Genomic DNA, 25,277 nt, shown 5'->3' on the forward strand with positions numbered 1-25,277 from the left:
CGAACCGCGGCACCGCCTCAGACCGGCTGCAGCTCCGGCAGCCCCGTCCGCAGCTCCACCGGCAGGTGCCCGAGGTCGTTGTGCACGACGAGCACCGGCGGCTTCGCCGACCGCACGCGGATGATCGTGAGACCGCAATTGGCCTGGTTGAGACCCAGCCAGCGCCAGTCGGGAGCGTCGAAGACGTGCCGCACGAACCATCCGATCACGAAGTTGTGCGTCACCAGCAGGTCGTGCCGGTCGCCCATGGCCGGAGTCAGGAACTCGTGGACCGCGTCCTCCATCTGCGCCCGCCCGGCCTCGATCTCCGCCTCCGTCACCGGTCCGAAGAACGACTCGAACGCCTTCGGCATGTCCGGCGTCGGCCCCGAGGGGATGCAGTCGAACAGCAGGCTCGACGGCTGCGGCTCCAGCGCCGGCATGCGCTCCGCCATGATCGCCGCCGTCTCCGTCGCCCGGTTCAGCGGCGAGTGGTACATCGAGGTGAACGGGATGCCGCTGAGCCGCTCCGCGATCAACTGCGCCTGGCGCTTGCCGCGCGGCGAGAGCGGACCGTCCGGCAGACCGTGCTCGGCATCCTGCTGCTCGCCGTGGCGCACGAGGTAGAGGTAGTGGGGCACGTGGATGGACCTTTCGGAGTGAAGCGGAGAGGGAGGCGGATCAGGGAGCGAGACCGGCGAACGTGTCGTCGGTGACGCTCCCCACCGCAGCGACGGAGACCGGCCGTCCCGCCAGATCGGCGGCGAGGTCGCGCACGTCGTCGACGGTGACGAGGTGGAGGCGACGGAGGCTCTCATCGAGGTCGGCGAACTCGCCGAGGGTGATCTCGGCGCGGCCGAGACGCGACATGCGGGTGTCGGAGTCCTCGAGCGCGAGCGCTGCTCCCCCGGAGAGCTGGCCGACGGCCCGGCGCAGCTCCTCGGCGGTGACCCCGCCGGTCGCGAGCCGCCGCAGCTCGTCGAGCATGAGCTCGGTGACCTGGCGCGCCTTGGCGGGAGCGCATCCCGCGTAGAGGCCGAAGACGCCCGCGTCGGAGTACGAGCCGGAGAAGGAGTAGACGGCGTAGGCCAGGCCCCGGCGCTCGCGCACCTCCTGGAACAGCCGGCTGGACATCCCGCCGCCGAGCACGGAGTTGAGGACGCTCATGGCGCTGCGCCGCTCGTCCGTCGCGACGATCCCGGGCATCCCGACGAACACGTTGGCCTGCTCGGTCGGGCGCTGCACGGTGACGACGGCGCTGCCTCGTTCGATGGCCGCGGCGGAGCCGGCGCGGCGCTCGACGGGGGCGGCCGCGAGGTCGAGATCCCAGCCGGCGGAGACCAGCGCCTGCTCGACGCCCGCGACGAGGAGGTCGTGGTCGACGGCACCGGCGGCGGTCACCACCAGGTCCTGCGGGCGGTAGTTGGCGCGGTAGTGCTCCCAAACCCCGTCACGAGTGGCGGCGCGGATGGTGTCCGGGCGCCCGCCGATGGGCCGGCCGAGGGGATGCGCGCCGAGCACGGCCTGGAACATCCGCTCGTTCGCGACGTCGCCCGGGTCGTCCTCCGCCATCGACAGTTCTTCGAGGATGACGCCCCGCTCGTTCTCGAACTCGGTCGCGTCGAGCACGGACGAGGTCAGCATGTCGCCGATGACCTCGACCGCCATCGCCAGATCGCGGTCCTGCACCTTGGCGTAGTAGCAGGTGTACTCCTTGGCGGTCATCGCGTTGTGCTCGCCGCCGACCGAGTCGAAGCTGACCGCGATGTCGAGCGCCGTGCGCGAGCGGGTGCCCTTGAACAGCAGGTGCTCGAGGAAGTGCGTGGACCCGAGGGACCCGGGATGACCGGGCTGACCGTCGTGCTCGTCGCGCGATCCGACCGCGACCCAGTAGCCGAGTGTGGCGCTCCGGGCGCCGGGCACCTGCTCGCTCAGGATGCGGACGCCGCTCGGCAGGACGGTCCGGCGGACCAGGGCCTCGCCGGACGCGGCGAATGCGAGGTCGGCCAAACCGAGCGGAAGGTCGACTGCGCTGTTCATCCCCTCCACCCTACGCCAGCGGCGGACCGAATCCCTGTCTGGGAAAACGAGGACAAACAGAAGAGTCTGTCTACCTATATACTGTGATCATCGTCAGCCGGAGGCGCACCCGCCTCCCCAGCAGAAGGAGTCGTGCCGGATGGTCGTAAGTGCCCGAGCGACCATCCGGCCGCCCGCACCCTCGAAGATCAAGATCCTCGCCACCGCGGATGAGCTCTTCTACCAGGAGGGCATCCACACGGTCGGCGTGGACCGCATCATCGCCGGTGCGCGCGTCACCAAGGCGACCTTCTACAAGCACTACCGGTCGAAGGACCTGCTCATCATCGCGTACGTCGAGGGCCGCGACCGGCAGGTGCGCGAGTGGTTCGCCGAACAGGAGGCCAAGCACTCCGACCCGCGGGACATCGCCCGCGCCCTCGTCGACTCGATCAACGAGGAGGCAGTGCGGCCCGAGTTCCACGGCGACCCGTTCATCAACGCCGCGGCGCAGTTCGCCGACCCGGGCGACCCCGTGCGTCTCGCCGTGACGGCCCACCGCGACTGGTATGCGGACCGCATCGAGGAGCTGTTCCGGCAGATCGGGCACCCGCGTCCGGGCGACGCGGCCGACGACCTCATCCTCGCGCGCGACGGCGCCATGGCCGGTGGCTACGTCGGCGACCCGATCGCTGCGGGCGCGGCGCTGCACCGCGCGCTCGACCGCATCCTGGCCGAGGCGTAGCCGCGCTCGGCGCCGGGTTGACGCAACACGCCGCGCGCACAGCCCTCGGCGTGGCGCGTCTCGTCAACTCGATCTATGGGACGCAACACGCCGTCACGGGCGCCGCATAACGGCGTGTTGCGACCCATGGAGGCGCCGCGCGGCGGACCCGATGCGACGCGCAGGCGCGAGCCTGCCGCGCGCCTACTCGGAGACGCGGTCGAGGTCGAGCATCTGCGCGCGGGTAAGGCGGATGCCGGCGGCCGCCATGAGCGCATCCACCTGGTCGGGGCGGCTGGCGCTGGCGACCGGCGCCACGATGGTCCGCTTGGCGAGCAGCCAGGCGAGGGCGATGCTCGCGGGCGCCACCCGGTGCTCGGCGGCGATGCGGTCGAGCACCGCGAGCACGCGCTGGCCGCGCCGGTTGACGTAGGCGGAGGCCCGGACGCTGCGGGCGCCGGCCGTGAGGTCGGCCTTGCTGCGGTACTTGCCGGTCAGGAAGCCGTTCGCCAGCGCGTAGTACGGCATGACCGCGAGGCCCTGCGCGGCCGCGACGATCCGCGGGGCGCTCTCGAACTCGGTGCGGTGCATGAGGTTGTACTGGTTCTCGATCGCGACGAACTTCGGCAGTCCGGAGGAGGCGAGGATGCGCGCCTCGATCAGGCGGTCCGCGGTGAAGTTGGACGCGCCCAGGTAGCGCACCTTGCCGCTCTCGATCAGCCATTCCGCCGTCGCGAGGCTGTCCTCCAGCGGCGTCTCGGGGTCGTCGTCGTGGAAGTACAGCAGGTCGATGTAGTCGGTCTGCAGCCGCTCGAGCGACGCCTCGACGGCCCGCACGATGCTGACGGAGCCGAGCCCGCGGTTCTCGTGGTGCCGGCCGACCTTGGTCGCGACGACCACCCGGTCGCGGTTGCGGCGGTTGCGCATCCACGTGCCGATGAGCACCTCGCTGCGGCCGCCGACATAGCTGTCGGCGGTGTCGATGAAGTCGCCGCCGAGCGCGGCGAAGCGGTCGAGGATCTGGAACGAGGTCTCGCCGTCGGCGGTCCAGCCGAAGACGCTGGCGCCGAGCGACAACGGGTACACCGCGAGGTCGCTCTCGCCGATGCGGCGGGGGGCGATGATGGAGAGCGGACCGGTGCTCTCGATCGCCGGGTCGATGTCAACGACACCGGTCGGAGGCTCCGCCGAACCCGCACGGGCGAGTTCGCGAGCGCCGGCTTCTGCGGCCTCGGGAGCGGGCGCGACAGCGGATGCGGCGGCCTGCCGGGAGGCGGCCGAGCCGCTGCGGAGACCGACCGACTCGAGCAGGCGCAGGGGAAGCAGCTGTGGCATCTCTCCCCTCCCGCATGCCGATCACGCCGTCTCGAAACGATTCGAGAACCTTCGACTTCTGATCGAACACTTGCAGGTTACGGCATGCCTCCGACGCTGTAAGGACGAAACGGGTGAACCTCTGCGGAATGGTAGGTCACAGTTTCATCACGAACGGCGGAGCACCGCCCGGGCATGCGCGAGCACCGGCCCGTCGACCATCCGCCCGGCGTGCCGGAACACTCCCCGCCCGCTTCCTCGGCCGCCGCGAGCAGCTCGCGGGCTGCCGCGATCTCGTCCGGATCCGGACGGTACGCGGCCCGGATCGTCTCGACCTGACCGGGGTGGATGCACGCCGTCGCGGCGAATCCGACGGCCACCGCATCCTCGGCCTCCGCCGCCAGCCCCTCGAGGTCGGCGATGTCGAGATGGACCGTGTCGACGGCGTGCGCTCCGGCCGCGCCGGCCGCGAGCAGCACGGACGACCGGGCGTGACGAGCGACGTCGCGGTAGCGTCCGTCCGGGTGGCGGCTGGAGGTCCCGCCCAGCGAGGCGACGAGGTCCTCGGCGCCCCACATCAGCGCGAGCACGCCCGGCGCACGCGCGAGCTCCGGCGCGGCCAGCACTCCGGCGGCCGTCTCGCACAGGGCGATCACGTCGTAGCCGACCAGCCCGGCGAGATCGGCGGCGCGCTCCGCCTTCGGCAGCATCGCGGCACGGTACGGGGTGGCGGCGAGCGCCGACACGTCCGCGTCGTGATCGTCGGTGCCCGCGGGGTTCACGCGGACGATCACGCGCGACGGGTCGAGGTCGGACGCGACCAGCGCCTCCCGGGCCGCCGGCCGCCGCGCCGGGTCGACGGCGTCCTCCAGGTCGAGGATGACGGCATCGGCCCGCTCCAGCGCCTTGGCGTAGCGTTCCGGCCGGTCCGCCGGACAGAACAGCAGCGCCGGCCCCCACGGGAACGCCGAGTCGCTCACAGGATGCCGTCCGGCTCCGTCGCTCCCGGGTCGAGCGCATTCGGGTCACCGGCGACGTCGTCGACCGCCGAGGCGGGTGACGCATCCTTGCACCACACCATCACCTGGCGCGTGGCGGTCGCGACGACCACGCCGTCCTGATTCCGTCCGGTGTGCTCGAGCGTCACGATGCCCTGGCCCGGGCGGGAGGCCGAGAGGCGCTTGGTCACGACGACCGTCTCCGAATACAGCGTGTCGCCGTGGTGGAGAGGATGCGGGAAGGCGACGTCGCTGAACCCCAGGTTGGCGACGATGGTGCCCTGCGTCAGCTGCGCGACCGACGCGCCGACGATCGTGGCGAGCGTGAACATGGAGTTCACCAGCCGCTCCCCGAAGGGCTGCCGGGCCGCCCAGGCGGCGTCGAGGTGCAGCGCCTGCGTGTTCATGGTCAGCGTGGTGAAGAAGACGTTGTCCGCCTCCGTCACCGTGCGGCCGGGCCGGTGCAGGTACTTCGTGTCGGGCTCGAACTCCTCGTAGTAGAGCCCGCGCTGCTCGATCTCGCGCATCAGGCCGCCTCCTCCAGCTCGATCCTCAGCGGCGCGCCGGTGGCGGCGACCACCTCGTCCACCGTCACACCGGGCGCGGTCTCGCGCAGCACCAGCCCGTCGGGGGTGACGTCGATGACAGCGAGGTCGGTGATGATCCGGTCGACGCATCCGGTGCCGGTGAGCGGGAGGGTGCACTCGGTGAGGATCTTGGGGCGGCCCTCCTTGTCCACGTGCTCCATCATGACGATGAGCCGCTTGGCGCCGAAGACGAGGTCCATCGCCCCGCCCATCCCCTTCACCATCTTGCCGGGGATCATCCAGTTGGCGAGGTCGCCCTTCGCGGAGACCTCCATGGCGCCGAGCACGGCGAGGTCCACGTGGCCGCCGCGCACCATCCCGAACGACAGCGACGAGTCGAAGAAGGCGGCGCCGCGGTTCACGGTCACGGTCTCCTTGCCGGCGTTGATGAGGTCGGGATCGACGTCCGTCTCCGACGGGTACGGCCCGACGCCGAGCACGCCGTTCTCCGAGTGCAGGATGACCTCGACGCCCTCGGGGATGTAGTTCGGGATGAGCGTGGGCATCCCGATGCCGAGGTTGACGTATTGTCCGTTCTCCAGCTCCTGTGCGACGCGGGCGGCGAGCTCGGTGCGGCTCAGGCTCATGATCGGCTCCCCTCCTGCGCCGAGGCGACCGTCCGCCGCTCGATCCGCTTCTCCACTCCTGGCGCGTGCACGACGCGCTGCACGAAGATGCCGGGGCAGTGCACCTGCCCGGCGTCCAGCTCGCCCGGCTCGACCAGCTCCTCCACCTCGGCGATGGTGATGCGCCCGGCCATGGCGGCCAGCGGGTTGAAGTTCATCGCGGCGGCGTGGAACACGAGGTTGCCGTGACGGTCGCCCTTCGCCGCGTGCACGAGCGCGAAGTCGGGGCGAAGGGATCGCTCCATCACGTACTCGGCGTCGTCGAACGTGCGGACCTCCTTGGGCTCGCTCGCGACGGCGACGGAGCCGTCGGCCGCGTACCGCCGGGGCAGGCCGCCGGTCGCGATCTGCGTGCCGACTCCCGCCGGGGTGTAGAAGGCGGGGATGCCGGCGCCGCCCGCGCGCAGCTTCTCCGCGAGCGTGCCCTGCGGGGTGAGCTCCACCTCCAACTCGCCGGAGAGGAACTGCCGGGCGAACTCCTTGTTCTCGCCGACGTACGAGCTGATCATCTTGGCGATGCGGTGCTCGGCGAGGAGGAGCCCGAGGCCCCAGTCGTCGACGCCGCAGTTGTTGCTCACCACCTCGAGGTCGGTGGTGCCGGCCTCCAGCAGCGCCTGGATGAGCGCGCTCGGGATGCCGCACAGTCCGAAGCCGCCGACCGCGAGCGTCGCGCCGTCCGGGATGTCGGCGACCGCCTGCGCGGCGGTCGCGACCGTCTTGTCGATCATCCGTCCTCCTCCTCGTCGAGGTCGCCGCCGACAGTTCCTGAGTTGTTCGGGTGACACGCCGCGGCGGCCCCGAACAACTCAGGAATTGTCGGCTCGGGGTTCAGGCTAGGCGCTGAAGCCCAGCTGCCGCGAGATCACCATGAGCTGCACTTCGCTGGTGCCCTCGCCGATCTCCAGGATCTTCGAGTCGCGGTAGTGCCGCGCGACCGGGTTCTCGTTGAGGAACCCGTAGCCGCCGAAGATCTGCGTCGCGTCGCGCGCGTTGTCCATCGCGGCCTCGCTGCAGACCAGCTTCGCGATCGAGGCCTCCAGCTTGAACGGCTTGCCCGCCATCAGCTTGAAGCACGCGTCGTAGTAGGCGAGGCGCGCGGTGTGCACCCGGGCCTGCATCCGGGCGATCTTGAAGGCGATGTACTGGTTGGAGCCGATCGGCCGGCCGAAGACGTTCCGGCTCTGGGAGTAGCGGATGGCCTCCTCCAGGCAGCCCTGCGCCGCACCCGTGCAGAGGGCGGCGAAGGCGACGCGGCCCTCGTCGAGCGTCTCGACGAAGTTGGCGTAGCCGCGGCCGCGCTCGCCGAGCAGGTTCGCCTCGGGTACGTGCACGTCGGTCAGCGTGAGCGGGTGCGTGTCGGAGGTGTGCCAGCCGACCTTGTCGTAGACGGGCTCGGCGACGAAGCCGGGCGTCCCGGTCGGGACGATGATCGCCGACAGCTCCTTCTTGACGGAGCCGTCGGGCCGGGTCGACTCACCCGTCACCGCGGTGATCGTCACGAGCTTGGTGATGTCCGACCCGGAGTTGGTGATGAACTGCTTGGAGCCGTTGATCACCCACTCCCCGTCGCGGAGCTCGGCGGTCGTCTTGGTGCCCGAGGCGTCCGAACCCGCGTCCGCCTCCGTGAGCCCGAACCCGGCCAGCGCCTCGCCGCGCGCGAGCATCGGCAGCCACTGCTGCTTCTGCTCCTCGCTGCCGCTCCGGTAGATCGGCATGGCGCCGAGACCGACGCCGGCCTCGAGCGTGACGCCGATGGACTGGTCCACGCGTCCCAGCTCCTCGACCGCGAGGCACAGCGAGAGGTAGTCCTTGCCCTGGCCGCCGTACTCGACCGGGAACGGGAGGCCGAACAGGCCCATCCGCCCCATCTCGGCGATGATGTCGTAGGGCAGGCTGCGCTTCGTGTCGTACTCGTACGCGGCGGGCGCGACGACGGTGTCGGCGAACTCGCGCACCTCGTCGCGCAGGCTGCGCTGCTCGTCGGTGAGCTCGAAGCCGGTGACGCCGGTGTCGGCCGGCCGGTCCATCTGCATGGTCATGGGTTCCTGTCTTTCGTTCCTGGCTCTCGTGGGGCCTATCGCTGGGCGGCGGCCGGTGGTGCCGGCGCCGCGTCCGCCTGCTCGGGCGGTACATCGGTGGAGGGGGTGGATGCGTCGTCCGCGTCGTCCGCGTCGACGCGGGCGACCAGTTGGTCGAGCCGCACGAGGTCGCCCGCGGCGACGTGCACGGTCACGGTCCCGGCGACGGGGGCGACCAGGCGGTGCTCCATCTTCATCGCCTCGACGATCACGACCGTGTCGCCGGCGTCCACCCGCGCCCCGGCCTCGACCGGCACGGCGACGACGGTCCCCGGCATCGGCGAGCGGAGTTCGGGATGCGCGGCCGCGTCGCCGCGGTCGAGGGCGGCCAGTCGCGTGGCCAGGCGCTCGGCCCGGTCGCGCAGGCGCAGCGGGCGCGCCCGCCCCTCGCGCGCCAGCCACACGGTCGAGCCGTCGCGCGCGGTGTCGTAACGGATCGTGCGGCCGTCCAGCTCGAGCAGGGCGACGGCGGGCTCCCCGGCCGCGCCGGCTCACGGAGACGCAGCGCAGCGCGGCGGGGTGCGTCCTCCTCCACCGCCACCTGCGCATCGTCGGCCGTGCCGCTCACCGTCACCGTCGTGCCGTCGACCTCATAGCGCACCGGACGGGCGCGGCCGAGCCGCCATCCGCTCGGGTCCGCCCACAGCGGCGAGACGGTCGCCTGCGGTCGGTGCGCCCGGTCGGCGTGCGCGAGCAGCCCCGCGGCGACCAGCTCCTCCGGCGTCGCGGGCTCGGGCACCGCCTCCGAGAAGCGGCGGTCGATGAGGGTGGTGTCCATCCGGCCGGCCAGAACATCGTCGTCGGAGACCAGCTCGGCCAGCCACGCGATGTTCGAGACGGCCCCGAGGATGCTCGTGCCGGCGAGCGCGGCGCGGAGCCGCGCCAGCGCCTCGGACCGGTCCTCGCCCCACGCGATCACCTTCGAGAGCATCGGGTCGTAGTCGGTCACGATCGGGATGCCCGCGGCCAGTCCGCTGTCGACGCGGATGCCCTCGCCGGCCGGCTCGCGCAGCGCGAGCACGTGACCGGCCGCCGGCAGGAATCCGCGCTCCGGGTCCTCGGCGTAGACGCGCGCCTCGACCGCGTGGCCGCGCAGTCGCACGTCGGCCTGGCCGAACGCCAGAGGCTCCCCGGCGGCGATCCGCAGCTGCTGCTCCACCAGGTCCAGGCCGGTGACGAGTTCGGTGACCGGATGCTCGACCTGCAGCCGGGTGTTCATCTCCATGAAGAAGAACTCGTCCGGCGCGTCGGCGGAGACGAGGAACTCGACCGTTCCGGCCCCCTCGTACCCCACGCTCGCGGCGACCCGGCAGGCGGCGGCGCCGATGCGCTCGCGCGTGGCGGCGTCCAGCAGCGGCGAAGGCGCCTCCTCGATGACCTTCTGGTGCCGGCGCTGCAGGGAGCACTCGCGCTCGCCCAGGTGGACGATCCCGCCGTGGCGGTCGGCCAGCACCTGCACCTCGATGTGCCGAGGGAGGCCACCAGCCGCTCCAGGAACAGCGTGTCGTCGCCGAACGCGGCCGCGGCCACCCGGCGGGCCGCGCGGAGGGCCTCGGGCAGCTCGTCCGCGGTGCGCACGGCCTGCATCCCCTTGCCGCCGCCGCCCGCGGAGGGCTTCACGAGCGCGGGGAAGCCGATGTCGACGGCCGCAGCGATCAGGTCGTCGTCGCTCAGACCCGGTTCGGCGATGCCCGGGATCGTCGGGACGTCGTACTCGGCGACGGCGTGCTTCGCCGTGATCTTGTCGCCCATGACCTCGAGCGCGTGCACTCCGGGCCCGACGAAGACGATGCCCGCTCGGGCGCACGCCTCGGCGAGCGCCGGGTTCTCGGACAGGAAGCCGTAGCCCGGATGCACGGCCTCTGCGCCGCTGCGCCGTGCCGCCTCCACGATCGCGTCGACGCTCAGGTAGCTCTCGCGCGCGGGCGCCGGCCCGAGGCGCACGGCGGTGTCGGCGAGCGCCACGTGCGGCGCATCCCGGTCGGCGTCGCTGTAGACGGCGACCGAGCGGATGCCGAGGCGCTTCAGCGTGTGGATGACGCGGCACGCGATCTCGCCGCGATTGGCGACCAGCACGGTGCGGAAGGGGACGGTGGAGGCGCTGGAGGGCACGGGGATCACATCCGGAAGAGCCCGAAGGCGGTGTCGGGGAGCGGCGAGCGGGAGACGACGTCGAGGGCGAGGCCGAGCACGGTCCGCGTCTCGGCGGGGTCGATCACGCCGTCGTCCCAGAGCCGGGCGGTCGAGTAGTACGGGTTGCCCTGCTCCTCGTACTGCGCGGCGATGGGGGCGCGGAAGGCGGCCTCCTCGTCGGCGGGCCACTCCTCGCCGCGTGCCTCGAGCTGGTCGCGCTTGACCGTCGCCAGCACGCTGGACGCCTGCTGGCCGCCCATCACCGAGATGCGGGCGGCGGGCCACATCCACAGGAAGCGGGGCGAGTACGCCCGGCCGCACATGGAGTAGTTGCCCGCGCCGAAGGATCCGCCGATCACCACGGTCAGCTTCGGCACGCGGGTGGTCGCGACGGCGGTGACCATCTTGGCGCCGTTCTTGGCGATGCCGCCGGCCTCGTAGTCCCGGCCGACCATGAAGCCGGAGATGTTCTGCAGGAACAGCAGCGGGATGCCGCGCTGGTCGCACAGCTCGATGAAGTGCGCGCCCTTCAGGGCCGACTCGCTGAACAGCACGCCGTTGTTGGCGACGATGCCGACCGGGTGGCCGTGGATGCGCGCGAAGCCGGTCACCAGCGTCGTGCCGTACTCGGGCTTGAACTCCTCGAACGTGCTGCCGTCGACCAGCCGCGCGATCACCTCGTGCACGTCGTAGGGCGCCTGAACATCGACCGGGACCACGCCGTACAGCTCGGCGGGCTCGGCGGCGGGGTCCTCCGCCGGGAGCACCGGCCACGCGGGTGACAGCGGCGGCGGGAGGGTCGCGACGATGTCGCGCACGATCGCCAGCGCGTGCTCGTCGTCCTCGGCGAGATGGTCCACGACGCCGGAGGTGCGGGCGTGCAGGTCGCCGCCGCCGAGCTCCTCGGCCGTGACGACCTCGCCGATCGCGGCCTTCACCAGGGGCGGACCGCCGAGGAAGATCGTGCCCTGGTTGCGCACGATCACGGTCTCGTCGCTCATCGCCGGCACGTAGGCGCCGCCCGCGGTGCACGAGCCGAGCACGGCCGCGATCTGCGGGATCTTCGCGGCCGACAGCCGGGCCTGGTTGTAGAAGATGCGGCCGAAGTGGTCGCGGTCGGGGAAGACCTCGTCCTGCATCGGCAGGAACGCGCCGCCCGAGTCGACCAGGTAGATGCAGGGGAGGCGGTTCTCGAGCGCGACCTCCTGCGCCCGCAGGTGCTTCTTGACCGTCATCGGATAGTACGTGCCGCCCTTGACTGTCGCGTCGTTGCAGACGACCATCACGTGGCGCCCGGCGACCAGGCCGATGCCGGCGATGACGCCCGCGGCGGGGCTCTCGTCGTCGTACATCCCGGTCGCGGCGAGCGGGGCCAGTTCGAGGAAGGGGCTGCCCTCGTCGAGGAGGGCGTCGATCCGCTCGCGCGGCAGGAGCTTGCCGCGGGCGACGTGGCGTTCGCGTGCCCGCTCGGGCCCTCCGGCCGCGGCCGTGGCGAGCCGCCGTCGCAGGTCGGCCACGAGTTCGCGCTGGGCGGCGTCGTTCTGCTCGAACCGGGCGTCCGTCGCGGACGCCTCGCTGATCAGGGTCGGCATGCTGCTCCGTGTCGTCATCGACAGTGGGTTAGTGGTTACTAACTCGGTTTTTAGGTTAGTGTTCATTAACCGAAAAGTCCAGCGTCCGACGACGCCGGCCATAACCATCGAGGACGATGACCCAGCTCGAGCCCGCCGCTCCCCCGCCGCTCCACCGGAGCGCCCGACGCAGCGCAGTCAGGCCAAGGCCGACCGCCGCGCGGCGCTGCTCGACGCCGCCGCGGGGATGTTCGCCGAGCGCGGCTTCAACGGCGTCTCGATCGAAGACCTCGGCGCGGCCGTGGGCGTCAGCGGGCCCGCCGTCTACCGGCACTTCCCGTCCAAGCAGGCCGTGCTCGAAGCGCTGCTCGTCGGCGTCAGCGAGCGCCTGCTCGAAGGCGGCGAGGAGGTCGCCGACGCCGAGCCGGACCCGGATGCCGCCCTCCGGGGGCTGATCGCCTTCCACATCGACTTCGCGCTGGGCGAGCCGGACACCATCCGCGTGCAGGATCGCGATCTCGACGCCCTCGGCGACGCCGCCCGGCGCCAGGTGCGCCGCCTGCAGCGCCGCTACGTGGAGGTATGGATGCGCGTGCTCGGCCAGCTGCAGCCCGCCCTCGCCGACGACGAGCTGCGGGTGCGGGTGCAGGGCACGTTCGGCCTCCTCAACTCCACGCCGCACAGCGCCCGGATCGGCACGGCGCAGGTCGCCGCCGACGCCGTCCGCCCCGTGCTCGAGCGGATGGCCTGGTCGGCGCTGACCACGCGCTGACCCCTCCCGCCGAGTGGTGACAAGACGTCGCAACTCGGCCCGGATTCGAGCCACGACTCACCACTCGACGGCGCGCGTGGGCCCCAGCCGCGCCAGGGCGGAGGTCGCATCCCCGGCCGTGGCGTCACCCGGATGGGCTACAGTCCGAGGGAAGGCGGCAGCCTCCCCGACGAAGGAGCGACGTGGGCGACGACACCCCCGACTGAGACGGCACCACCGGGTCTTGCGGGTGATCGGCGTCGTGCTCGCCGTGCTGCTCGTGCTCGTGGTGATCGCGGGCGGCGTCGGGGTGTGGACGATCACGCGGTCGTTCCCGCAGACGTCCGGGACCGTCGACGTGCCGGGGCTCACCAAGCCCGTGACGGTGTACCGCGACTCGGCCGGCATCCCGCAGCTCGAGGCGTCCACCGCCGACGACCTCTTCCGCGCGCAGGGGTTCGTGCACGCGCAGGACCGGTTCTGGGAGATGGACTTCCGGCGGCACGTCACCGCCGGGCGGCTCTCGGAGATGTTCGGCGCGAGCCAGGTGCCGACCGACACGTTCATCCGCACTCTGGGCTGGCGCACGGTCGCCGAGGAGGAGGTGAAGCGGCTCGACGCCACCTCCCTCCGGTACTACCAGGACTACGCGGAAGGCGTGAACGCGTACCTCGCGGCCCACTCGGGCGCCGAACTGTCGCTCGAATACGCGATCCTGGGCCTCCAGAACCCCGGCTACACGCCCGAGCCGTGGACGCCCGCCGACTCGGTGGCATGGCTGAAGGCGATGGCGTGGGACCTCCGCTCCAACCTCGAGGAGGAGATCGACCGGGCGCTGCTCGCCACCAAGCTGAAGCCGGAGCAGGTCGCCGAGCTGCATCCCGGTTACCCGTACACCGCGCATCCGACCATCACGGATCAGGGTGGCGGCGACCCGCGCGCGGCGACGCCCGACGTCGACCCGGGCGCCGTGGCCTCGACGGCGGATGCCGCGTCAGCCGCCGGTGCGCGCCTCCAGCCGGCCGAATACGCGTCGCAACTGCGGCAGGTGGCCGCTCGCGTCGACGCGCTCCCCCGGATGATGGGCCCGGCCGGCGACGGCATCGGATCCAACTCCTGGGTGGTGGCCGGATCGCACACCGCGAGCGGCAAGCCGCTGCTCGCGAACGATCCGCACCTCGGCCCCGTGCTGCCGTCGGTCTGGTACCAGATGGGGCTGCACTGCCGGGCCGTCGGGCAGACGTGCCCGTTCGACGTGGCCGGCTTCAGCTTCTCCGGATTCCCGGGCATCATCATCGGGCACAACGACCGGATCTCCTGGGGCTTCACGAACCTCGGCCCGGATGTCGCCGACCTGTTCGTCGAGAAGGTCACCGGCGACACGTACGAGTACGACGGCACGCAGGTGCCGCTCATCAAGCGCACCGAGCGCATCCACGTCGCCGGCGGTGCGGATGTCACCATCACCGTCCGCTCGACGCGGCACGGGCCGATCGTCACCGACATCGGTGACGCGTACGCCGTCATCGCCAAGGACCAGGCCGGCAAGCTCGGCGTGCCCGCGCCGCAGTTCCAGCTCTCCCTCGCCTGGACGGCGCTGACGCCCGGCACCACGGCGAACGCGATCTTCGCCTTCGACGCCGCCCGCGACTGGCCGTCGTTCCGGGCGGCGGCGCAGCAGTTCCAGGTGCCGTCGCAGAACCTCGTCTACGCGGACGTGGACGGGCACATCGGCTACCAGGCGCCGGGGCTCATCCCGGTGCGGGCGGCCGGTGACGGAACGACGCCGGTTCCGGGATGGACGAGCCGGTACGGCTGGACGGGCACGATCCCGTTCGACCATCTGCCTTCGGTGTTCGATCCGCCCGCGGGCTACATCGTCACGGCGAACAATGCGGCGGTCGGCCCGGGATTTCCGGCGCTCATCACCGCGGATTGGGACCAGGGCTACCGGGCGAACCAGATCGAGCTGCGGCTGGCCAGGCTGTTCGCCGACGGACGCAAAGTGACCGCGGCGGACATGTCGGCCATCCAGTCGGACACCTACGACGCCAACGCGGCGAGCCTCGTGCCCGTGCTGCGCGAGGTCGCGGCGAAACCGGCCGCGAGCACCGACCTGCAGCAGGCGGGGCGGCTGCTCGAGGACTGGGACTACCGGGACGATGCGGACAGCGCGCAGGCCGCATACTTCGCGGTGTTCTGGCGGGAGCTGCTGCACGACATGTTCGCCCGCAAGCTCCCGGCCGCGACGGCTCCGACCGGCGGCGACCGCTGGTTCACCGTCGTGCGGTCGCTGCTGTCGCAACCCGATGCGTCGTGGTGGGCCGACTCCGCGCTCGGCACGACCGACCGGGACTCGATGATCGCGTACGCGGCGGACCGCGCCTGGGGCGAGACGCGGCACCTGCTCGGCGGCGACCCGGCGTCGTGGCGCTGGGACCGCCTCCACACGCTCACGCTGAAGAACGCGAGCCTCGGCGGATCGGGCGTCCCTCCCATCGAGTGGCTGCTGAACCGAGGGCCGCGGCCTGTCGGCGGCGGCTCCAGCGTCGTGGATGCGACTGGCTGGGATGCGCGGGCCGGCTACGCGGTCACCCGCGTGCCGTCGATGCGGATGGTCGTCGACCTCGCCGACCTCGACAGGAGCACCTGGGTCAACCTGACGGGGGCGTCGGGGCACGCGTTCGACGCGCACTACACCGATCAGACGGACCTCTGGGCGACCGGGAGGACGCGGCCCTGGCCGTTCTCGGCCGCCGCCGTGCGGGCGGCAGCGGCCCAGACCCTCACCCTGCGTCCGACCGGGCGCTGACGCCGTCGCGGAGGCGGACGCCGTCGAGTGGTGACTCGTTGCTCGAATCCGGGCCGAGTTGCGACGTCATGTCACCACTCGGCGGAAGAGGAGCGGAGCGGGACGGGACGGGGCCGGGCCGGGCCGGCCGGAGGGCGTCAGCGGCCGAGGTCGCGCTCGGGCGAGCCGACGTACAGCTGCTGCGGACGGCCGATCTTCGTCTGCGGGTCGAGGTTCATCTCGCGCCAGTGCGCGATCCAGCCCGGCAGGCGCCCGATCGCGAAGAGCACGGTGAACATCCGCGTCGGGAAGCCCATCGCCTTGTAGATGACGCCTGTGTAGAAGTCGACGTTCGGGTACAGCTTGCGGTCGATGAAGTACTGGTCGGCGAGCGCGACCTCCTCCAGCTCCTTCGCGATGTCGAGCAGCGGGTCGTGCACGCCCAGCGCCTCGAGCACCTCGTCGGCGGACTGCTTCACGAGCTTGGCGCGCGGGTCGAAGTTCTTGTAGACGCGGTGACCGAAGCCCATGAGCTTGACGCCCGACTCCTTGTTCTTCACCCGCTCCACGAACTTCTGCACGCTCTCGCCCGAGTCGCGGATGCCCGCGAGCATCTGCAGCACCGCCTCGTTCGCGCCGCCGTGCAGCGGGCCGTAGAGCGCGTTGATGCCGGCCGAGACGGATGCGAACAGGTTCGCCTGCGTCGACCCGACCAGGCGGACGGTCGAGGTGGAGGCGTTCTGCTCGTGGTCCTCGTGCAGGATCAGCAGGCGCTCCAGCGCGCGCGACAGCACCGGGTTCACCTCGTACGGCTCGGCGAGGGTCCCGAAGTTGAGACGCAGGAAGTTGTCCACGAAGCTCAGCGAGTTGTCCGGGTAGAGGAACGCCTGGCCGAGGCTCTTCTTGTGGGCGTAGGCCGCGATCACGGGCAGCTTCGCGAGGAGGCGGATGGTCGAGAGCTCGACCTGCTCGGGGTCGGAGACACTCAGCGAGTCCTGGTAGAAGGTGGACAGGGCCGAGACGGCGCTCGACAGCACCGACATCGGGTGCGCGTCGTGGGGCAGCGCGTCGAAGAAGCGGCGCAGATCCTCGTGCAGAAGCGTGTGGCGGCGGATGCGCTCGTCGAAGTCGGCGAGCTCGGTCTTCGACGGCAGCTCGCCGTGGATGAGCAGCCACGCCACCTCGAGGAAGGTCGAGTGCTCGGCCAGCTGCTCGATCGGGTAGCCGCGGTAGCGCAGGATGCCCTGCTCACCGTCGATGTACGTGATGGAGGAGCGCGTGGCCGCGGTGTTGACGAAGCCGTAGTCGAGGCTGGTCAGCCCGGTCTGCTTGGTGAGCGACGAGAAGTCGATGCTCGAGGCTCCGTCGACGCTCGGCCGGATCGGGAACTCGGCGCGACCACCGGGGAAGGTCAGCGAGGCCGTGGCCAGCTCGCTCTCGGCCGCCGCCTTCTCGGTGCCAGTGCTCTCGGTGCCGAGTCCGCTCACAACGCCTCCTGGTGGGATTGGGTGGGAAAACCTGCGCGCCGGTCATGGCAGCGCTGCACAGTGCCGTCGGCTGAACGACCCCCTGCCGGTACAGCCTAACGAACCCGAGCGGCAACTGTCGCATCGGGCAAAGCCCCGGTCGTTCGGTTAGAGGGAGTCTCCAAAGCTGCGCAGCCGGGCCGCGGCCGCATCCACACGCTCGTCCGTCGCCGTCAGCGACAGCCGCACATGCTCCGGGTAGTGGATGCCGTAGAAGTGCCCGGGGCCGGCCAGGATGCCCAGGTCGGCGAGCCGCCCGATGCTCTCCCAGGCGTCGCGTCCCTCGGTCGCCCAGAGGTACAGCCCGCCCTCGCTGCAGTCGATGCGGAAGCCGGCCGCCTCGAGCGCCGGCTTGAGGGTCTCACGCCGGGCACGGTACCGCTCCTTCTGCGCCTCGACGTGGGCGTCGTCGCCGAGGGCTGCCACCATCGCGGCCTGCAGCGGCGCGGGCAGCATGAGGCCGGCGTGCTTGCGGACGTTGGTGAGGCGGGAGACGACCGTGCGGCAGCCGGCGACGAACGCCGCCCGGTAGCCGGCGAGATTCGACTGCTTGCTCAGCGAGTAGACGGCGAGCACGTCGGTGCGGTCCTCGCCGATGACGCGCGGGTCGAGGATGCTCGGCACGCGCTCCGCATCCCACGGCGCGTCCCAGCCCAGCTCGGCGTAGCACTCGTCGCTCGCCAGGTAGGCGCCCAGTTCGCGGGCCCGCGCGACGGCGGCGCGCAGCTCGCCGACCGACAGGATGCGCCCGTCCGGGTTGCCGGGCGAGTTCAGCCAGACGAGGCGGGTGCCCTCCGGCCACTCCGCCGGATCGTCGCTGGCCATGGCGGTCGCGCCGGCGATGGCGGCGCCGATCGCGTAGGTCGGGTAGGCCGCGCGCGGGTGCACGACGACGTCGCCCTCCCCCAGGCCGAGCATGAACGGCAGCAGCGCCACCAGCTCCTTGGAGCCGATGGTCGGCAGCACGTTCTCGACGGTCAGGCCGGTCACACCCCGCCGCCGCTCGAACCAGCGCACGATCGCCTCACGCAGCGCCGGCGTGCCGATCGTCTGCGGGTAGGCGTGCGCGTCCGTCGCGTGCGCGAGCGCATCCCGGACGAGGTCGGGCGTCGCGTCGACCGGCGAGCCGATCGACAGGTCGACGATGCCGTCAGCGTGCGACCGAGCGCGCTCGGCGTACGGCGCCATCATGTCCCACGGGTAGTCGGGGAGCTCCTGCAGGGCCACGGCGGGCGGTGCTCAGTGGGCCTGCGGGGGCAGCGCGGCGATGACCGGGTGGTCCTTCTGGATCACGCCGACCTTCGAGGCTCCGCCCGGCGAGCCGATGTCGTCGAAGAACTCCACGTTCGCGCGGTAGTAGTCCTTCCACTCCTCGGGCAGGTCGTCCTCGTAGTAGATCGCCTCGACCGGGCAGACCGGCTCGCAGGCGCCGCAGTCGACGCACTCGTCGGGGTGGATGTACAGCGACCGTTCGCCCTCGTAGATGCAGTCGACGGGGCACTCGTCGATACAGGCCCTGTCCTTCACATCGACGCACGGGAGAGCGATGACATAGGTCACAGTGGATCGGATCCCTTCACGTGGAGCTGTCCCTCTAGCTTATGCCGTCGCGCACGGGAGGGCGCCCGCCGTCGTCGCGGCGCCCGCGCACGTCGGGCCACGCGATCGCGATGGCGGCGATGAGGATGGGCCCCACCAGCCAGACCTGCCCGGCGAGGTTGTTCGGGATGAGCACCGACCCGCCCGCGCTCTCCTGCGTGAACAGCAGGATGACGGCGATCGCCCCGAGGGCGGCGAGCAGCGCAGGAAGACGGCTGTGCCCGAGCAGCCGGAGACCGACGAGGAGGGCGGCGAAGGCCAGCAGCGAGCCGATCAGCCCGAGCGGGATCGGGATGCCCCAGGTCACCGAGCTCTGGTGGGCGATCGTTCCGATCGCGCCGAACACGGCTCCCGTGAGCACGAGCAGGACGGCGCTGACGATCCGGCTGAGCATTCTCGAATCCTAGCTGGACTCTTTCAGGGTCCTGTCATACGCTCGATGGGTAAGGTTAGCCTTACCAACCTCATCCCCGAACCTCGACAAGGTCCCCTGTGCTCGCGAACTATCTGATCGGCCTCCGCGAAGGCCTCGAGATGGCCCTCATCGTCACCATCCTCATCGCCTACGTGGTGAAGGTGGGCCGCAACGACGTGCTCTCGAAGCTCTGGATCGGCGTCGGCATCGCCCTCGTCATCCCGCTCGGGATCGGGGCGGCGCTCACCTGGGGCCCCTACGGCATGAGCTTCGAGGCGCAGGAGATCCTCGGCGGCACGCTGTCGCTGGTCGCCGTCGGGTTCGTGACCTGGATGGTGTTCTGGATGGGCAAGACCGCCCGCACCATGAAGTCCACCCTGCACAACCGCCTGGACTCCGCACTGGTGGGCGCGGGCTGGGGCGTCATCCTGCTGGCCATGCTCAGCGTGGGCCGCGAGGGCATCGAGACGTCGCTGTTCGTCTGGGCCACGGTCGCCAGCACCGGCGGCACGTGGGAGCCGGCCGCCGGCGCCCTGCTGGGTCTCGCCACCGCCGCCGTCCTCGGCTTCCTGCTGTACCGCGGCATGGTGAAGATCAACCTCGGCGTGTTCTTCACCTGGACCGGCGCGTTCCTCATCCTCGTCGCGGCCGGCGTGTTCGCGTACGGGCTGGGCGACCTGCAGGAGGCGGGCCTCATCCCCGACGGCGCGCACGCCTACAACATCAGCGGCGCCATCCCCTCCTCCAGCTGGTACGGCACGCTCGCCGCGGGCATCCTCAACTTCAACCCGTCGCCGACCTGGCTGCAGGTCGTGGCGTGGGTCGCCTACCTCGCCGTCGTCGGGTTCTTCTACGTGCGCCAGCACCGCGCCTCGGGGCGTCCCGCGGCCACGAAGCCGAGCGCGACGGCCGCCGCCCCGCACGCGCCCATCGCGTCCTGACCCGACCCGTCGCTCCACCCGACCCAGAAAGCACAGCACAGCCATGCCCCGACTCCGTCCGCTCGCTGCCGCCGCAGGCTCCTTCGCCGGCGCAGCCGCCCTCGCCGTCGCACTGACGGGCTGCGTGCCCAACAAGGCCGCCGCCACCGACGAGGCCATCGCCGTGTCACTGACCGACACGACCTGCACCCTGTCGACGGACACCGCGAAGGCCGGACCGATCACCTTCCAGGTCACCAACGACGGCCAGGACGTGAACGAGTTCGAGCTGCTGGCGACCGACAAGCTGCGCATCGTCGGCGAGAAGGAGAACATCGGCCCCGGGACCACCGTGAACTACGTCGTGCAGCTCGCCGAGGGCTCGTACTTCTCGGCGTGCCGCAAGGGGATGGTCGGCCAGCCGACGAACGTCGCCGCCTTCACCGTGAAGGCCGGTTCGGGCGCGGCCGCGTCCCAGAGCGGCAACAAGCAGGTCGCGCAGGCGGTCGGCAACTACGAGGGCTACGTGAAGGACCAGGCGGGCGCCCTGCTCACCGCCACGAAGTCGTTCGCTGCTGCCTACGCCGGCGGCGACGACGCCGCGGCCCGCGCCCAGTACGCGTCGGCCCGGTCGTACTACGAGCGGATCGAGCCCACCGCCGAGCAGTTCGGCGACCTCGACCCCGCGCTCGACCTGCGCGAAGCGGACCTCGCCGACGGCCAGGACTGGACCGGCTGGCACCGCATCGAGAAGGACCTCTGGGCTCCCGCCGGGTACACGCGCGCCGACGCGGCCACCCGCACGACGCTCGCCGACAAGCTCGTCGCCGACACCCAGAAGCTGTACGACCTGGTGCACGCGAAGGACTTCGCGCTCACCATCGACCAGATCTCCAACGGCGCCATCGGCCTGATGGAGGAGGTCGCCGGGTCGAAGATCACCGGCGAGGAGGAGACCTTCTCGCACACCGACCTGCAGGACTTCCAGGCGAACCTCGAGGGCGCGCGGGTCGCCTACGGCGTCGTCCGCGACATCGCGGTGAGCAAGGGAAGCAGCGGCAAGGCCGTGGTCGCCAAACTCGACGCCGAGTTCGCGGCCGTCGCGGCGACCCTCGCGACGTACCGTTCCGGCGACGGCTTCGTGAGCTACACCGAGCTCGGCACCGGGCAGGTGAAGGAGCTCTCCGACCAGGTCAACGCGCTGAGCGAGCCGCTCAGCCGGCTGACCTCGATCATCGTCAAGTAGCGCCGTGACGAATCGCCCCGAGGACGCGGAACGTCCCGCACCCGATGCCGGCGCCGGCGACCGTCCCGGCCTTTCCCGCCGTGGGATGCTCGGGCTGGCCGGCGCAGCGGTCGGCGCCGGCGTCGTGGGTATCGGCGCCGGTGTGGCGGCCGACCGCGCGGTGCTCGGCGCCACCGCCCCCGCCTCCACGACGTATCCGTTCTACGGCGCCCACCAGGCCGGCATCACCACGCCCGCGCAGGACCGCCTCCACTTCGCCGCGTTCGACACCGCCGACGGGCTCGACCGCGACGGCCTGGTCGAACTGCTGCGGGACTGGACGCTCGCGGCCGCGCGTATGACGCAGGGCCGCCCCGCCGGTAAGTACGGACCGGCCTCCGGCCCCTCCGACGCGCCGCCGGACGACACCGGCGAGGCGCTCGACCTGCCGCCGGGCGGACTGACGCTGACCTTCGGCTTCGGGCCGAGCCTGTTCCGCACCGCCGACGGAGTCGACCGCTTCGGCATCGCCGCGCGCCGGCCGCAGGCGCTAGTCGACCTCCCCCGGTTCCCCGGCGACGCGCTGGCGGATGCGATCAGCGGCGGCGACCTCTGCGTGCAGGCCTGCAGCGACGATCCGCAGGTCGCCGTGCACGCCATCCGCAACCTGTCGCGCATCGCGTTCGGCCGCGCCGCCATCCGCTGGTCGCAGCTCGGCTTCGGGCGCACCTCCTCCACCTCGCGCGCCCAGGCGACACCGCGCAACCTGTTCGGCTTCAAGGACGGCACGGCGAACATCAAGTCGGAGGACCAGTCCGTGGTCGAGGACCAGGTCTGGGCGGCGGGCGACGACGGCGCCGGGTGGATGCACGGCGGCTCGTACCTGGTCGCCCGCAAGATCCGCATGGTCATCGAGACCTGGGACCGGCAGCAGCTCGGCGAGCAGGAGCGCATCGTCGGCCGCGACAAGGGCGAGGGCGCGCCCCTGTCGGGCGGGACCGAGTTCACCGCGCCGAACTTCCTCGCGCTGGCGAAGGACGGCGGCACGAAGATCGACCCCGACTCGCACGTGCGGCTCGCGCATCCCACCATGAACGGCGGGGCCCAGCTGCTGCGCCGCGGCTACAACTTCGTGGACGGCAACGACGAACTGGGACGGCTCAACGCGGGGCTGTTCTTCATCGCGCTCCAGCGGGACCCGCGCACGCAGTTCATCCCGATCCAGCAGCGGCTGGCGAGCCACGACCTGATGAACGAGTACCTGCGCCACGTCGGGTCGGGCGTGTTCGCCGTGCCGCCGGGCGCGCGCGACGGCTCGTACATCGGCGCCGGCCTGTTCGCCTGAGCGCCGGTCAGGAGCCCGCGGTCGGCGTCGGGCTGGGCGCCTTCCCCTTCGAGACCGAGTAGTTCGCGACCCAGCCGTTGCTGCCCGCATCCGTCACGACCACCAGCACGCCGTAGGTTCCGTTGCTGAAGGTGCCCGTGCCTCCCCCGTTCGGCCCCTGCGCGCCGAACTCGCCGCTGAAGCCGGCGTCGGTCAGCTGCTTCTGGATCGCGGTGTAGGAGTCGGCGCCGTCGACCTTGACGGTGACGTTCCAGACCTTGTCCTCGCCGGAGCCGAGTCCGGCGCCGAACACGACGTCTCCGCTGGCGAGCGGGACCTCCTTCGGGAAGTCGGAGGGCACCTTCGCGCCGCCGATGTCGACGTTGCCGCCGGAGACGTCCTTCACGACGCCCTGGAAGCTGCAGCCGGCCAGCGCGGGCGTCGCGCCGAGCAGCAGGGCGGCGGCGAGCGGGAGGGCGAGGAGGCGGCTGCGGTTCATGCGTCCATTGTCGCGGATGCGGCCCTGCCGCCGACAGCACCCTTCTGAGCCGCCGACGCTTACGTCGGAGAATCGGTGCCGAATCTCCTTCGATTGGCAGTCGTGCGGGAGATTCGGCGCGCAGACGGCCGAATCTCCTGAGCTGGCGCTCGCAGAAGCGCGAAACGCCGCCTCGCGTGGGGGAGGCGGCGTTTCGGCGTTGGAGCGGCGCAGCGATCAGACGGCGGCGGCGTCCTGACGCTTGAGGCGGGCGGCGGCGCGGCCGCGGGCGGTCGCATCCAGCTCGACCTTGCGGATGCGCACGGCCTCCGGGGTCACCTCGACGCATTCGTCGTCGCGGGCGAACTCGAGCGACTCCTCCAGCGTGAGCTGACGCGACGGGGTCATCGACTCGAACGTGTCGGCCGTGGAGGAGCGCATGTTGGTGAGCTTCTTCTCTTTGGTGATGTTCACGTCCATGTCGTCGGCGCGCGAGTTCTCGCCGATCACCATGCCCTCGTAGACCTCCTCCGTCGGGTTGACGAAGAAGGTCATACGCTCCTGCAGGGCGATGATCGCGAACGGGGTCACGACACCGGCGCGGTCGGCCACGATGGAGCCGTTGCTGCGCGTGACGATCTGGCCCGCCCACTCGTCGTAGCCGTGGAAGATCGCGTTCGCGATGCCGGTGCCGCGTGTGGTGGTGAGGAACTCGGTGCGGAAGCCGATCAGGCCGCGCGACGGCACGATGAACTCCATGCGGACCCAGCCGGTGCCGTGGTTCGACATGTTCTCCATGCGTCCCTTGCGGGCCGCGAGCAGCTGCGTGATCGCGCCGAGGTACTCCTCGGGGGCGTCGATCGTCAGGTGCTCGTACGGCTCGTGGGTCTTGCCGTCGACCTTCTTGGTGACCACCTGCGGCTTGCCGACGGTCAGCTCGTAGCCCTCGCGGCGCATCTGCTCGACCAGGATGGCCAGCGCCAGCTCGCCGCGGCCCTGCACCTCCCACGCGTCCGGACGGCCGATGTCGAGCACACGGAGCGACACGTTGCCGATGAGCTCGCGGTCGAGGCGGTCCTTCACCATGCGGGCGGTGAGCTTGTGGCCCTTGACCTTGCCGACGAGCGGGGAGGTGTTGGTGCCGATGGTCATCGAGATCGCGGGCTCGTCGACGTGGATGGCGGGGAGCGGACGCACGTCCTCCGGGTCGGCCAGCGTGTCGCCGATCATGATGTCGGCGAAGCCGGCGACGGCGACGATATCGCCCGGGCCGCCCGACTCGGCCGGGTAGCGGTCGAGCGCCTTCGTCATGAGCAGCTCGGTGACGCGGACGTTGTGCACGTCGCCGTCGTGGCGCACCCACGCGACCGTCTGGCCCTTCTTCAGCGTGCCGTTGAAGATGCGGAGCAGGGCGAGGCGGCCGAGGAACGGCGAGGCGTCGAGGTTGGTGACGTGCGCCTGCAGAGGCGCCTCGGGGTCGTAGGTCGGCGCCGGGATGTGCTCGAGGATCGCCTGGAACAGCGGCTCGAGGTCGTCGTTGTCGGGCAGCTCGCCGTTCGCCGGCTGGGTGCGGCTCGCGGCTCCGGCACGGCCGGACGCGTAGACGACCGGCACGTCGAGCACGGCGTCGAGGTCGAGGTCGGGCACGTCGTCGGACAGGTCGCTGGCCAGGCCGAGCAGCAGGTCCTGGCTCTCGCCGACGACCTCCTCGATGCGGGCGTCGCCGCGGTCGGTCTTGTTGACGACGAGGATGACGGGGAGCTTCGCCTGCAGCGCCTTGCGGAGCACGAAGCGGGTCTGCGGCAGCGGGCCCTCGGACGCATCCACCAGCAGCACGACGCCGTCGACCATGGAGAGGCCGCGCTCGACCTCGCCGCCGAAGTCGGCGTGGCCGGGGGTGTCGATCACGTTGATGGTGATCGGGCCGTTCGGGGCGTGCTTGCCCTTGTACGAGATCGCCGTGTTCTTGGCGAGGATCGTGATGCCCTTCTCGCGCTCGAGCTCGTTGGAGTCCATCGCGCGCTCCTCGACATGGGCGTGCGCGTCGAAGGAGTTCGTCTGCTTCAGCATGGCGTCGACCAGCGTGGTCTTGCCGTGGTCGACGTGGGCGACGATCGCGACATTGCGCAGATCATCGCGGCGGGCGACGGCGTTCTCGGACATGCGTGAAGACTCGACTCTCGTCAGAAGGAAGAAGGGGAACGGTCCATCCTATCGCG

The 25,277-nt window shown here is 71.2% G+C and carries 20 protein-coding genes and 2 pseudogenes; 6 read left to right on the forward strand and 16 right to left on the reverse strand.

The genetic code is table 11. From position 1 onward, the window contains the following. Positions 1-17 precede the first annotated feature (17 nt). A complete protein-coding gene (locus tag ACQ86M_RS08615; protein ID WP_431218314.1) occupies positions 18-620 on the reverse strand; it encodes a histidine phosphatase family protein in 603 nt (200 codons plus the stop codon). 40 nt (positions 621-660) lie between these two features. Beyond that, positions 661-2,019 carry a M16 family metallopeptidase gene (locus ACQ86M_RS08620; protein ID WP_431247736.1) on the reverse strand — a complete coding sequence of 453 codons (1,359 nt, stop codon included), beginning with the start codon at positions 2,017-2,019 and terminating at the stop codon, positions 661-663. 139 nt (positions 2,020-2,158) lie between these two features. Here ACQ86M_RS08620 and ACQ86M_RS08625 point away from each other — a divergent pair, with 139 nt between their 5' ends. Beyond that, on the forward strand, positions 2,159-2,743 hold the full coding sequence (locus ACQ86M_RS08625; protein ID WP_431247737.1) for a TetR/AcrR family transcriptional regulator: 585 nt from the start codon (positions 2,159-2,161) through the stop codon (positions 2,741-2,743). Positions 2,744-2,926: 183 nt separating this feature from the next. Here the strand turns inward: ACQ86M_RS08625 and ACQ86M_RS08630 are convergent, their stop codons facing one another. The 8 genes and pseudogenes from ACQ86M_RS08630 to ACQ86M_RS08665 form a co-directional block, all read right to left on the reverse strand. Next, entirely contained in the window at positions 2,927-4,057 is a 1,131-nt protein-coding gene (locus tag ACQ86M_RS08630; RefSeq protein ID WP_431247738.1) for an aldo/keto reductase, read from the reverse strand. Positions 4,058-4,204: 147 nt separating this feature from the next. Next, positions 4,205-5,016: pseudogene (locus ACQ86M_RS08635) on the reverse strand (HpcH/HpaI aldolase/citrate lyase family protein). After that, positions 5,013-5,561 (reverse strand): MaoC family dehydratase, encoded by a 549-nt coding sequence (locus ACQ86M_RS08640; RefSeq protein WP_431247739.1) that lies wholly within the window; start codon positions 5,559-5,561, stop codon positions 5,013-5,015. Before ACQ86M_RS08640 ends, ACQ86M_RS08635 begins: the two are co-directional and overlap by 4 nt. Continuing rightward, positions 5,561-6,208 (reverse strand): CoA transferase subunit B, encoded by a 648-nt coding sequence (locus ACQ86M_RS08645; RefSeq protein ID WP_431247740.1) that lies wholly within the window; start codon positions 6,206-6,208, stop codon positions 5,561-5,563. The genes ACQ86M_RS08640 and ACQ86M_RS08645 overlap by 1 nt, the downstream gene beginning before the upstream one ends. Further along, positions 6,205-6,975: a CoA transferase subunit A gene (locus tag ACQ86M_RS08650; protein ID WP_431218320.1), complete on the reverse strand. Its 771-nt coding sequence runs from the start codon at positions 6,973-6,975 to the stop codon at positions 6,205-6,207. The genes ACQ86M_RS08645 and ACQ86M_RS08650 overlap by 4 nt, the downstream gene beginning before the upstream one ends. Positions 6,976-7,080: 105 nt before the next feature. Next, positions 7,081-8,286, reverse strand: coding sequence for an acyl-CoA dehydrogenase family protein (locus tag ACQ86M_RS08655; RefSeq protein ID WP_431247741.1), 1,206 nt, complete (start codon positions 8,284-8,286; stop codon positions 7,081-7,083). Between the two features lie 35 nt (positions 8,287-8,321). Next, positions 8,322-10,446, reverse strand: a pseudogene (locus ACQ86M_RS08660) (acetyl/propionyl/methylcrotonyl-CoA carboxylase subunit alpha). After that, the gene (locus ACQ86M_RS08665; protein ID WP_431247742.1) at positions 10,443-12,050 is read right to left on the reverse strand and encodes a carboxyl transferase domain-containing protein; all 1,608 of its coding nucleotides are present in this window, start codon (positions 12,048-12,050) and stop codon (positions 10,443-10,445) included. The pseudogene ACQ86M_RS08660 and the gene ACQ86M_RS08665 overlap by 4 nt, the downstream one beginning before the upstream one ends. On the opposite strand from ACQ86M_RS08665, the gene ACQ86M_RS08670 reads away from it, so the two are divergent. Then, entirely contained in the window at positions 12,049-12,801 is a 753-nt protein-coding gene (locus ACQ86M_RS08670; RefSeq protein WP_431247743.1) for an SACE_7040 family transcriptional regulator, read from the forward strand. The genes ACQ86M_RS08665 and ACQ86M_RS08670 overlap by 2 nt on opposite strands. Positions 12,802-13,030: 229 nt before the next feature. Further along, complete coding sequence (locus ACQ86M_RS08675) at positions 13,031-15,592, forward strand: penicillin acylase family protein (RefSeq protein ID WP_431247869.1); 2,562 nt, start codon at positions 13,031-13,033, stop codon at positions 15,590-15,592. 137 nt (positions 15,593-15,729) lie between these two features. On the opposite strand, the gene ACQ86M_RS08680 is transcribed toward ACQ86M_RS08675, so the two are convergent. From ACQ86M_RS08680 to ACQ86M_RS08695, 4 genes are all read right to left on the reverse strand, one after another. Next, complete coding sequence (locus ACQ86M_RS08680; protein ID WP_431218324.1) at positions 15,730-17,058, reverse strand: citrate synthase; 1,329 nt, start codon at positions 17,056-17,058, stop codon at positions 15,730-15,732. A 147-nt stretch (positions 17,059-17,205) separates the two neighbouring features. Continuing rightward, positions 17,206-18,324 carry a succinyldiaminopimelate transaminase gene (gene dapC, locus ACQ86M_RS08685; RefSeq protein WP_431247744.1) on the reverse strand — a complete coding sequence of 373 codons (1,119 nt, stop codon included), beginning with the start codon at positions 18,322-18,324 and terminating at the stop codon, positions 17,206-17,208. 12 nt (positions 18,325-18,336) lie between these two features. Then, positions 18,337-18,657: a ferredoxin gene (gene fdxA / locus ACQ86M_RS08690; RefSeq protein ID WP_121261659.1), complete on the reverse strand. Its 321-nt coding sequence runs from the start codon at positions 18,655-18,657 to the stop codon at positions 18,337-18,339. Positions 18,658-18,691: 34 nt separating this feature from the next. After that, positions 18,692-19,090, reverse strand: a complete 399-nt coding sequence (locus tag ACQ86M_RS08695; protein ID WP_431218326.1) for a hypothetical protein — start codon at positions 19,088-19,090, stop codon at positions 18,692-18,694. Positions 19,091-19,188: 98 nt separating this feature from the next. Between ACQ86M_RS08695 and efeU the strand changes: the two genes are divergently transcribed. Genes efeU through efeB form a run of 3 tightly spaced genes read left to right on the forward strand, consistent with a single transcriptional unit; the run spans position 19,189 to position 22,601 of the window. Beyond that, positions 19,189-20,052 (forward strand): iron uptake transporter permease EfeU, encoded by an 864-nt coding sequence (gene efeU / locus ACQ86M_RS08700; protein WP_431218327.1) that lies wholly within the window; start codon positions 19,189-19,191, stop codon positions 20,050-20,052. Between the two features lie 43 nt (positions 20,053-20,095). Continuing rightward, entirely contained in the window at positions 20,096-21,277 is a 1,182-nt protein-coding gene (gene efeO / locus ACQ86M_RS08705) for an iron uptake system protein EfeO (protein WP_431247745.1), read from the forward strand. Between the two features lie 4 nt (positions 21,278-21,281). Further along, entirely contained in the window at positions 21,282-22,601 is a 1,320-nt protein-coding gene (gene efeB / locus ACQ86M_RS08710; protein ID WP_431247746.1) for an iron uptake transporter deferrochelatase/peroxidase subunit, read from the forward strand. Positions 22,602-22,608: 7 nt separating this feature from the next. On the opposite strand, the gene ACQ86M_RS08715 is transcribed toward efeB, so the two are convergent. Together ACQ86M_RS08715 and typA are read right to left on the reverse strand one after the other, a co-directional pair. Next, the gene (locus ACQ86M_RS08715) at positions 22,609-23,079 is read right to left on the reverse strand and encodes a hypothetical protein (protein WP_431247747.1); all 471 of its coding nucleotides are present in this window, start codon (positions 23,077-23,079) and stop codon (positions 22,609-22,611) included. 216 nt (positions 23,080-23,295) lie between these two features. After that, on the reverse strand, positions 23,296-25,221 hold the full coding sequence (gene typA, locus ACQ86M_RS08720; RefSeq protein ID WP_431247748.1) for a translational GTPase TypA: 1,926 nt from the start codon (positions 25,219-25,221) through the stop codon (positions 23,296-23,298). Positions 25,222-25,277: the final 56 nt, after the last annotated feature.

Source organism: Leifsonia xyli subsp. cynodontis (assembly GCF_050632205.1).
Lineage (GTDB): Bacteria > Actinomycetota > Actinomycetes > Actinomycetales > Microbacteriaceae > Leifsonia > Leifsonia xyli_D.